We start from the raw sequence: 9,565 nt of genomic DNA, 5'->3' as shown, positions 1-9,565 counted from the left end.
GAAAAACAAGAGAGCGTATTATGAACACTACCGTTTACCCTCAGCAAACTGGCGCATGGATCCGTAGCAAACGCTACTGGTACTTACTCTCTATCCTTACGCCAATGATTCCTTTAGCCTCCGCTTATGCTGCCGTTGAAACCGGTTATGGCCTTTGGCTTTGGTTTACTGTGGTTTTTCTTTACGGCATGCTACCTCTAGCTGATCACGTATTTGGTGAAGACCGCGCTAATCCAGACGACGAACTCGTTTCACAGCTCAAAGACCAAAGCTATTATGTCAATATTATGTATATTGCGACCGCCTTGCACTGGGTTTCTCTCGTTGGTATCGCCTTTGTTGTATCTCAATATAACTGGTCCTGGATCAATATACTCGGCGCTGCACTCAGTGCGGGTATTCTCAACGGCTTAGGTTTGGTTGCAGGTCATGAAATGGGGCATAAAGTGAAAGATAGAAAGCAAGTTGCCGCTGCGAAAGTCATGCTGGCTACCAGTGGTTACGGCCACTTTTTTATCGAACACAATAAAGGACACCACAAGGATGTTGCAACACCAGAAGATCCAGCATCTTCACGCTTTGGAGAGAATATTTACAAGTTTGTAAAAAGAGAGATTCCTGGTGCGTTTCGACGAGCCTGGGGGCTCGAAGCAAACCGCTTGCACCGTTTAGGAAAATCAGAATGGTCTTGGGATAACGAGATTCTGCAACCAGCAGCGCTCACCATTTCAGCCTATACCCTGATGCTTGCCTTTTTTGGCCCGGTTATGATCCCCTTCCTATTAATCTCGGCCGCTTATGGTTGGTGGCAGCTGACATGCGCCAATTATGTAGAACACTATGGATTACTTCGTTTGAAAAAAGAAAACGGCCGCTATGAGCGCTGCCAACCTCATCACTCCTGGAATAGTAATCACAAAGCATCCAACCTGGTTTTATTACACCTTCAGCGACATTCAGACCATCATGCGCACCCTACACGCCCATATCAAGTTCTTCGTGATTACGACGACGTCCCCTCTCTACCTTCTGGCTACCCGCTTATGTTTTTGGTTGCCATGATCCCACCACTCTGGTTTTCAATCATGGACAAAAAAGTCATAGATTGGGCTGGTAATGATATGGACAAAGTCAATATAGACCCAGACTCCAAAGAACTGGTCTACAACAAATATCACCAGCCACCTGTGAGTGATAAAGTCAGCGAAACAGCCGAAGCAGCTTAAGAGACATAAGGAGGTTTAGACCATGAGTCAATTTCAATGCCCTGACTGCGGCTATATATATGATGAAGCTAAAGGTGCCGAGCACGAAGGCTACCCCGCTGGCACTAAGTGGGAAGAGGTTCCTGAAGACTTTCCCTGCCCTGAGTGCTTTGTCAGAGAAAAACCAGACTTCATCGCCCTATAAAGCAATCAACTTACCCGGACAGAGCAATGCCCGGGTATTTCTACAAAAGGCCAAGCTTGATCTATATCAGCTTGGCAGCATAAATAATTTTATTTTAGAGCGAACCCGGAGCTCACACTCGTTCCCATTAATTCACCCACGCGATGCCCAGAACAACTATCACGTTTATCAAGCTGGCACATACACTAAGCAAACGACTGCAGCACCACCACACAACTGTTTACTGGTTTTGACGATCCGTGAACTAGAATTTGTTTAGGCCCTTTTCCTTACCTTTATTTCGCTTTCAATGCGCTCTAATCTAGGCTTGCAAATATTTCGCACAGCAATCGCAAAGGACAATTCACTATGCACCTACTCAACCCAAAGAAGTTTGCTCAAGAATAACCTGACAAAGAAACGCGCGACATCATGCTAAAGACTATCGACTTCTTTGAAGGGCTAGGGCTCGCGAAAACCAAAGCCAATTATGAGAGTCGACGCTGGTACACTGAGTTTCTTGAATTCAACAAGAAGGAACAGATTTTTGCCAAACTACTCACCCCAAAAGGGCTCGGAAAAACTCGCTTCCACGACTATCACTTGGCGTATGATAAATGCGACTTGCCCAACGTCAATATTTTCAAAAAGCAGATAGCCATCTTCAAAAAAATGCTCATGCTGGCCCGCCCAAATAAGATGCAAATTAAGGACATCGACTTTTTACTCATTGTCGGTGAGTTATTTACCTTGGTCGCTTACGGCCAGTTGATTTTAGAAAGCTGGGATCTGAATGAAATTGACGATGACCTAATTGATCAAATATTTGATTTTATGGTCAGAGACTTCTCAAAATATGCACTTCAACTTTACTCTAAAACTAGCAACACAAAGGTTCAGCAAGTTTTCTGTCAGCTGATGCTAAGCAAGCCAAAGGCTTATTCGAGGCGCTTTGAAAAAGTTCTGAACGACTTTGCCTATGCGAAGAAAGACAGCTATAAAATGAATTCTTAACTATTTTTGCTATACTAGCTTGGTCCGGTTTTTAATAATTCGGGCCAGCTAGTATTTTGACTCCGATATTTCTAAGGTAGAAATTATGCAGGAAAAAGCGAAAGAGATTCTTATCATCGGTACTTACGGTATCGATATATTTCACGGCATGGTCGACGAAATGGAACAACGGGGCTATTTGGTTTTTACCACGACCTCAGCCCAAATAGCCCAAGAATATCTTCAAAATAGGAAGTTCGATGCAATTATTATCAATCTTGAGCCTGACGGAAAAGGAAGCGTTGCCGAAAGCGGACTGCTAAATAAGTTTATTGAATCGCACTTGCAAGCCAATGCGATTTGTCTGGGCGTGAGTGCTCACTACCCTCACTCCCTGCCAAGCGATAAGAATGAAAAACACCTACAAATTCTGGCGGGCTGGCTCACCCTACCAGTTAAAGCAAACGTGCTCGCTGACCACATTGTCGAGCTGATAGACTCTCCCCATAAATTTACGATTAAGGAAAAACTAACTTCCTTGTAGGCTTAATATTGTTTAGCGCGTATTTGATGCACTTCTCATTATTTTCGTTCTGGCGACTACTCAGCCTTAAAACTGACCGTTTATCGGAGACTTGATTACAAAGTCATAGCGTTTTCTTAAGCTATATCTATCGCCCCTTACTGTAATCGTAGGTAGAGCAATGCAATCACTTCAGCTGGTAGATAACTTCATCGCACAGTTCAACTTTGTCTGTGCTTACAGTGAAGAACAAAAACGTATAGCTTATCAAACACGTTTTAAACAGAGCAAAGAAGACTTTGACGGACTCACTCATGTTGAGCAGGTCATTGACCAATATGACCACAACTCGACACACCTGCTCCTTCAAGAGAATAGCAGCAGACAATATATTGCCTGCATACGTATCAGCCACTCAGTTGAAAGCTTATCAGCGCAACCCACCTTGCCCTGCCAAAGGGCAAACTCCTGCTCACTAGGGTTTATCGATCAGGTATTTTCCTCTGGATGCCATTTATCTTTGTGCGAAATATCTCGACTTAGCATCAACCCCGAGTATTGCGACACCGAAGCCAAAAAGTACAGTTTTTCAGAAGCAATGTATCTGGCAGCCTTCTCTCTTGCACGTTTACGCTTCGATGACCGAATTTTACTTTCGCTCCCCTGCAACGAATTCAAACGCTTACGAGCTCGCGGCCTCCAGCTAGAGCAGACCACGAACAAGCTGAACAGCGATAGTGAAGACTTATTCTGGCTCTCCAGTGAATCCGGTATTCTGGATAACAGCCCCGCTTATGATCTTTATCAACATATTCTCGGCTGTATTACTCATCAACTCAATCAACCTCTTTTAGATGGCGATGACCTTATCGCTAATGAGGGAGTCTAAGCAAAACATAACAAGTTCGTCCGTCATGGCAGCTTATGTTACCGATGTATAATCTTCCATATCACAAATGCTACCTATTAGTTATTCATAAGTTTGAGGGTTTCAGCTAGACTCTTATTTTTATCTCGTCTCGCATTACTCTTTACTTAAGGAGCCATCGTGGATCTAATCGAAGCTCGATCTATGCAAGCCAAGTGCATACTCAATCTGATGACAGTTGTCGCCAAAGACAACCTTTCAATTACGCAAAGGGAAGATCTACCAGAAAAAGCCTACGATATTGGCTGCCTAGTGGGAATGCTTGAAGGCGAGATTTTCAAGATCGTCAAAAGTCGCAGTAGCATCGTCGACGACCTTCCTTTTAAAGATAAAATCCTCGAACAATTTGTGAACGGCGTAACTGTAGTTATTCATCGCTTGCTGCTCGACGAAAATCAGGACCAACTCGCTCAAGATCAAGCACGCCTTGATCGACTTCGACAAGAACTAAAACAAAATCTAGAACATACAGAAACCCTCCTGGAAAATGCTACTCGCCTTGAAAGTGCACTTAGCAATAATGCTTTATATCGTGACTCGGCAGAGGTCTTATCAACCTTCCAAAGCAATGTCGCGACCATGCAGAACATGTATCAGGTTAAGGCTCAAGAACATGAGATGTTAAATATACTTGTCGACAAGAATGAAGCCTTACTGCTACAAACCGACCACTCACTGTCAGCACTGCCAAAGCTAAGTGATGCCAGCAAACTAGTCGACCTCAAACAAGAATTTCTCCGTATTGAGCAAGACACATAGAAACTGTATTACGGGCCAAGCATGACCAACCTAATCGACCTTTCGCACAATATGCAAACCTTTAAAGAGCTACGCGTTCAACAAGACGGGCACGTCTTGCTTGTCTCGTTGAATAGACCTGATATTCACAATGCGATGTCTCACGAAGCAATGGTTGAAGAAATCGAGCGTGTATGCGATTTAGCAAACAATAACAGCGAAATTCGCGTCATGGTGCTGACCGGAGAAGGAAAGAGTTTCTGCGCCGGCGGCAATGTCAAAGATATGCTCAATAAAACTGATATGTTTGGCGGCAATAAAGAAGAAATAGAACAAAGCTATAAAAACGGAATTCAGCGTATTCCTTTGTCCTTATGGAATATCGAGATCCCCGTTATTGCCGCCGTAAATGGCGCCGCAGTCGGTGCAGGCTGTGACCTGGCAATGATGTGCGATATTCGCATCGCTTCCGATAAAGCCCGCTTTGCCGAAAGCTTTGTCAAACTTGGCATCATTCCGGGAGACGGCGGCGCGTGGTTCTTGCCAAGAATTATTGGCATAGCAAAAGCCAGCCAAATGGCACTGACTGGCGATATGGTTGATGCTCAAACAGCGCTATCTTGGGGGATGGTGTCTGAGTGCATCGAAACTTCAAACATGCTTGAGCGCGCACTTTCAATCGCACATAGCATCGCTTCAAACCCGCCTCTTGCCGTTCGAGCCACTAAGAAGCTACTACGTCAAAGTGAACGACTCAAATTACCTGAAATGCTAGACCAATGTGCAAAAGTTCAAGCTGGTCTGCATCAAACAGAAGATCACTTAGAGGCAGTGAAAGCTTTACTAGAAAAACGCGCTGGGCAATATCACGGGCACTAAAGCAGTAAGTTTTAGGTCTTCTTATGCAAGAGAGGCCATCACCACTATTTTGGAAAAATTTAGCCAATGGAAACTCTTTCTATTTTGGTCGACGTACAGAATATTTACTACACGACCAGACAATCCTATGGCCGCCATTTTGATTACAATGCATTTTGGGCAAAGGTGACCCAAAATCGACACGTCGTTAATGCCGTGGCCTATGCAACGGAGCCCGCAGATGAAAAACAGAGACAGTTTCAGAATATACTTAGAGCGATAGGGTTTAAGGTAAAGTTGAAGCCCTACATTCAGCGCGCTGACGGCTCTGCTAAAGCTGATTGGGATGTCGGTATCACACTCGATGCTATGGAGTTTGCGGCACACAGTGACATCCTTGTTTTAGCATCTGGTGATGGAGATTTCGACCTGCTCGTCGATCGAATCAAACTGAAACACAGCTCTGCTGTAGAGGTCTACGGCGTTAAAGCACTAACAGCTTCGTCACTGATATGTTCCGCCACTAAGTTTGTCGCAATAGATACTGATTTATTACTTAACTAAATTCAGATCAAGCGATATGCTCGCCACTATTATCTTTACAACAATCTCATCGAGACTCTGAGTACTTATACTCAATAAACAATGTCATGAATATGCTCGGGGTCATCTGTCGTTAACTCCCCTCGCTCCAATTTCTTCTCTACACCTGGCCCTAATACTGGCTTCATATCCCTGGCATGTAAGTCATGTGCACAATGATCGCAAGCAAAACGAGGGCTGGAAACATGACCACAAGTTTTATGCTGGAACATAATCGGTGCACCGTCACCATCACATAGCCACTTGTCACCCCATTGAACAACCGTCATCAGCACCGGATAAAGATCCATTCCTTTCTCAGTTAAATGGTATTCATAACGAGACATCTTCTCGTCATATAAGACTTTGGTTAAAACCTCAGCTTCCACCAAACGATTTAGACGGTCAGACAAACGATGGCGGGTTATCCCTAAAGATTTTTGAAACTCTGAGAAGCGCCTGACGCGGCGAAATGCGTCCCGGATGATTAACAGCGTCCAACGATCACCAAATATTGATAATGCTCTAGCAATTGAACAAACCTGAGAGTCAATCTCTTCCCAACGCATAGCTACCTCTTTGCATTTTATTTGAATTATTCGCGCCTAATAAGACTAGCCACTGTTCCAATATACAAAGTTGATCTAAATCAAACAAAGCCATTATACCAGAAATAGAACAGTATTTTAGCAAGTCGTCACAATAGATTCACTTGACGAGTTCTATTATGGAACCATATACTTTACACAAGGTTCCAAAACGGAACTGTGATGAATTTGGCATTTTTACCCTAAGCCATATTTGTCTAATCCACCAAATAGTGAGGACTCGCTTATGAGCATCATGAAAGCTATTTCTAAATGGATTGATTACGAACTAGGGATTAGAAACATTGATTTGGAATTAGAAGCAGGCGACTTAGACTGAGCTTGCAGTTCGTATTCCTTCATGAGTTTACTTGTATTTATCGAAGCGCCAATACTTGCGCTGTAGTCTTTAAATAGACATTAAGAGGAATAAAATTATGTTTGGATTTCCATTTTTTACTAGCCTTATCGTAACGGTTGCAATGGTTGTCGGTTTTTCATTTATTATTAACCACGGCATCCAAAAGAAAAAAGCTAACAATGAAGACGCTATCTCTAATACAAGCCAAGGCGAAAAAGACACTAACTGCCACGCCTAAGCTAAGATCGCCGCTTTATTGAGCGAGTAAAATTGAGATAGAAAAATTGAGGCTGCTACATAGCAGCCTCTTTCGTTCTAGCCTACCGAAGCCTTCAGTGCTTGCTCCAAATCTTCAAGAATGTCATCGATATGCTCGATACCGATTGATAGTCGAATCATTTCAGGCGTAACACCCGCGACTTTCTGTTCTTCCTCTGTCATTTGCCTGTGCGTTGTCGAAGCAGGATGACACGACAATGATTTAGCATCACCAATATTTACCAAACGCTTAAACAGTGCCAAGGCATCATAGAAACGCGTACCTGCCTCTAAACCACCTTTAATTCCAAAGGTCATAATGGCCGACGGTGTACCTTTCATATATTTTTTGGCTAGCTCATGGTTCTCATCTGAGGGCAAGCCACCATAACCAACCCACTCAACTAGATCGTGCCCTTCTAGAAATTCGGCCACTTTTATTGCGTTTTCACAATGACGTTCCATACGAAGACCTAGCGTTTCAATTCCCTGAAGCAATAAAAAGGCATTCATAGGTGATAAGGCCGCCCCGGTATTACGCAAAGGAACTGTCCGGCATCGTCCAATAAAAGCTGCTGGCCCCATTGCCTCGGTATAGATCACGCCATGGTAAGCAGGTTCTGGCTCGTTCAACATAGGGAATCGTTCAGCATGCTCCGCCCAGGGGAAGTTTCCTGAGTCAACGACAATCCCGCCTAACGAATTACCATGCCCACCCATATACTTGGTAAGCGAATGAACAACAATATCTGCCCCATACTCAATAGGCTTACATAAAGCTGGCGTGGCAACTGTATTATCAACGATAAGCGGCACCCCCTTATCATGCGCAATCTTCGCCATGCCTTCCAGATCGATAACATTACCCGCGGGGTTACCAATACTCTCGCAATAAACGGCTGCGGTATTTTCATCAATCAGCTTTGCTAAGGACTCAGGCTTATCATCTTCAGCGAAACGTACATCAATTCCCTGGCTCGGCAGCATATGCTTGAAAAGTGTATAAGTACCGCCATAGAGCTGAGGTACTGAAACAATATTCTTGCCCTTGCTGGCGATCGTTATAATCGCGTAATGAATGGCAGCACTGCCAGCACTCACAGCCAAGGCCGCAATACCTTTTTCTAACTCCGCTACTCTTTTTTCAAGCACATCGTTAGTGGGGTTCATTATTCGCGTGTAGATATTACCCGGTACAGCCAGGTCAAATAAGTCAGCACCATGTTGAGCATTATCAAACTCGTATGCGACTGTCTGGTAAATAGGTGTTGCTACGGACTTGGTTGTAGGGTCTGTTTCATATCCGTGATGAATTGCGATGGTATCGTCTTTCATTTTAATCCTCGGCAATAATGATGAATGTTGGCGAATACGGGACACCGGAACAAAGAATCATAGATCAATTCCCAATAACACACACGCACTCAGATCAATGAAATATAAATAAACTTTCTTTGTGACTTTTTCTCTTTTGCTTCTGTCTATGCTTCTGAATTTAAATTTCAAACTCACTTTTTTACTTAATCAAGGAAGCTTAAATGGAAGATATCAATCAAAGCAGCGATCAGATTCAAGAGCTGTTACAGACAGCCTACACACTCAGCTTAAGTTACGGCCCCAAACTGGTCTTAGCGATCGTTACGCTCATCATCGGCCTATGGGTCATCAATCGCTTCATACGCACTCTTAACAACAATCTCACAAGCAAGGTCGATGCGACGCTTGGTCAATTCGTCTGCAGCATTCTTTCAGTTATTCTGAAAGTAGTCTTGTTGATTTCAGTTGCCTCGATGGTCGGCATCGAGACAACATCATTTGTGGCAGTACTCGGTGCTGCCGGCTTAGCTGTTGGCCTAGCTCTTCAAGGAAGCCTAGCCAACTTCGCCGGAGGCGTTGTCATTCTGCTATTCAAGCCTTTCAAGGTAGGAGACCTGATTGAAGCTCAGGGCTACATCGGAAGCGTATCTGAAATTCAGATTTTCAACACCATTCTAAAGACGGGCGACAACCGAGTCGTCATCATTCCAAATGGCTCTCTTTCGAGCAGCAGCATGGTGAATATTAATAAAGAAACTACTCGCCGAGTCGATCTGAGCTTTGGCATTGGCTATGGCGACGATATTGACCAGGCCAAGTCTCTGCTGAAGTCACTCGCCAGTCATGATGCCCGAGTACTCAAAGACCCGGCTCCTGTATTTGTCGTTGCAGAACTTGCCGACAGCTCGGTTAACTTTACAGTCCGCTTATGGGTCAACACTAGCGACTACTGGGGTGTATTCTTTGATATGCAAGAAGGCGTGAAGAAAGCATTTGATGCGCACGGCATTTCAATCCCCTACCCACAACAA

At 44.0% G+C, this 9,565-nt stretch carries 12 protein-coding genes; 10 read left to right on the top strand and 2 right to left on the bottom strand.

Translation table 11 applies throughout. The annotated features are described in order from the left end of the window. From A3735_RS08325 to A3735_RS08290, 8 genes are all read left to right on the top strand, one after another. On the top strand, positions 1–1,226 hold a 1,226-nt coding region (locus A3735_RS08325), incomplete at its 5' end, for an alkane 1-monooxygenase (RefSeq protein WP_231882509.1). 22 nt (positions 1,227–1,248) lie between these two features. Next, on the top strand, positions 1,249–1,410 hold the full coding sequence (locus A3735_RS08320; RefSeq protein WP_068509148.1) for a rubredoxin: 162 nt from the start codon (positions 1,249–1,251) through the stop codon (positions 1,408–1,410). Between the two features lie 411 nt (positions 1,411–1,821). Next, the gene (locus A3735_RS08315; protein WP_068509149.1) at positions 1,822–2,403 is read left to right on the top strand and encodes a hypothetical protein; all 582 of its coding nucleotides are present in this window, start codon (positions 1,822–1,824) and stop codon (positions 2,401–2,403) included. An 85-nt stretch (positions 2,404–2,488) separates the two neighbouring features. Next, positions 2,489–2,926 (top strand): hypothetical protein, encoded by a 438-nt coding sequence (locus A3735_RS08310; protein WP_068514166.1) that lies wholly within the window; start codon positions 2,489–2,491, stop codon positions 2,924–2,926. Between the two features lie 160 nt (positions 2,927–3,086). After that, complete coding sequence (locus A3735_RS08305) at positions 3,087–3,794, top strand: GNAT family N-acyltransferase (protein WP_068514169.1); 708 nt, start codon at positions 3,087–3,089, stop codon at positions 3,792–3,794. A 159-nt stretch (positions 3,795–3,953) separates the two neighbouring features. After that, positions 3,954–4,592: a hypothetical protein gene (locus A3735_RS08300; RefSeq protein WP_068514174.1), complete on the top strand. Its 639-nt coding sequence runs from the start codon at positions 3,954–3,956 to the stop codon at positions 4,590–4,592. Between the two features lie 21 nt (positions 4,593–4,613). After that, positions 4,614–5,450 (top strand): crotonase/enoyl-CoA hydratase family protein, encoded by an 837-nt coding sequence (locus A3735_RS08295; protein ID WP_231872162.1) that lies wholly within the window; start codon positions 4,614–4,616, stop codon positions 5,448–5,450. Between the two features lie 66 nt (positions 5,451–5,516). Beyond that, positions 5,517–5,993 carry an NYN domain-containing protein gene (locus A3735_RS08290; RefSeq protein ID WP_068514177.1) on the top strand — a complete coding sequence of 159 codons (477 nt, stop codon included), beginning with the start codon at positions 5,517–5,519 and terminating at the stop codon, positions 5,991–5,993. Between the two features lie 71 nt (positions 5,994–6,064). On the opposite strand, the gene A3735_RS08285 is transcribed toward A3735_RS08290, so the two are convergent. Next, positions 6,065–6,580, bottom strand: coding sequence for a helix-turn-helix domain-containing protein (locus A3735_RS08285; protein ID WP_068509360.1), 516 nt, complete (start codon positions 6,578–6,580; stop codon positions 6,065–6,067). A gap of 455 nt (positions 6,581–7,035) precedes the next feature. On the opposite strand from A3735_RS08285, the gene A3735_RS29545 reads away from it, so the two are divergent. Beyond that, a complete protein-coding gene (locus A3735_RS29545) occupies positions 7,036–7,197 on the top strand; it encodes a hypothetical protein (protein ID WP_156490459.1) in 162 nt (53 codons plus the stop codon). A 77-nt stretch (positions 7,198–7,274) separates the two neighbouring features. Here A3735_RS29545 and A3735_RS08280 read toward each other — a convergent pair whose 3' ends face one another. Beyond that, positions 7,275–8,552 carry an O-acetylhomoserine aminocarboxypropyltransferase/cysteine synthase family protein gene (locus tag A3735_RS08280; protein ID WP_068514179.1) on the bottom strand — a complete coding sequence of 426 codons (1,278 nt, stop codon included), beginning with the start codon at positions 8,550–8,552 and terminating at the stop codon, positions 7,275–7,277. Between the two features lie 203 nt (positions 8,553–8,755). Between A3735_RS08280 and A3735_RS08275 the strand changes: the two genes are divergently transcribed. Next, the coding region (locus A3735_RS08275) for a mechanosensitive ion channel family protein (protein WP_068637905.1) at positions 8,756–9,565 on the top strand (810 nt) is incomplete at its 3' end.

It is taken from the genome of Oleiphilus sp. HI0061 (assembly GCF_001635675.1).
The sequence above is the reverse complement of the archived record's forward strand: the minus strand, read 5'-3'. Positions and strand labels throughout refer to the sequence as shown.

Excerpts from the sequence above, each read along its gene's own strand:
- A3735_RS08285 (WP_068509360.1), bottom strand. The coding sequence starts at position 6,580 with ATGCGTTGGGAAGAGATTGACTCTCAGGTTTGTTCAATTGCTAGAGCA.
- A3735_RS08290 (WP_068514177.1), top strand. The coding sequence starts at position 5,517 with ATGGAAACTCTTTCTATTTTGGTCGACGTACAGAATATTTACTACACG.
- A3735_RS08295 (WP_231872162.1), top strand. The coding sequence starts at position 4,614 with ATGACCAACCTAATCGACCTTTCGCACAATATGCAAACCTTTAAAGAG.
- A3735_RS08320 (WP_068509148.1), top strand. The coding sequence starts at position 1,249 with ATGAGTCAATTTCAATGCCCTGACTGCGGCTATATATATGATGAAGCT.
- A3735_RS08280 (WP_068514179.1), bottom strand. The coding sequence starts at position 8,552 with ATGAAAGACGATACCATCGCAATTCATCACGGATATGAAACAGACCCT.
- A3735_RS29545 (WP_156490459.1), top strand. The coding sequence starts at position 7,036 with ATGTTTGGATTTCCATTTTTTACTAGCCTTATCGTAACGGTTGCAATG.
- A3735_RS08305 (WP_068514169.1), top strand. The coding sequence starts at position 3,087 with ATGCAATCACTTCAGCTGGTAGATAACTTCATCGCACAGTTCAACTTT.
- A3735_RS08315 (WP_068509149.1), top strand. The coding sequence starts at position 1,822 with ATGCTAAAGACTATCGACTTCTTTGAAGGGCTAGGGCTCGCGAAAACC.
- A3735_RS08310 (WP_068514166.1), top strand. The coding sequence starts at position 2,489 with ATGCAGGAAAAAGCGAAAGAGATTCTTATCATCGGTACTTACGGTATC.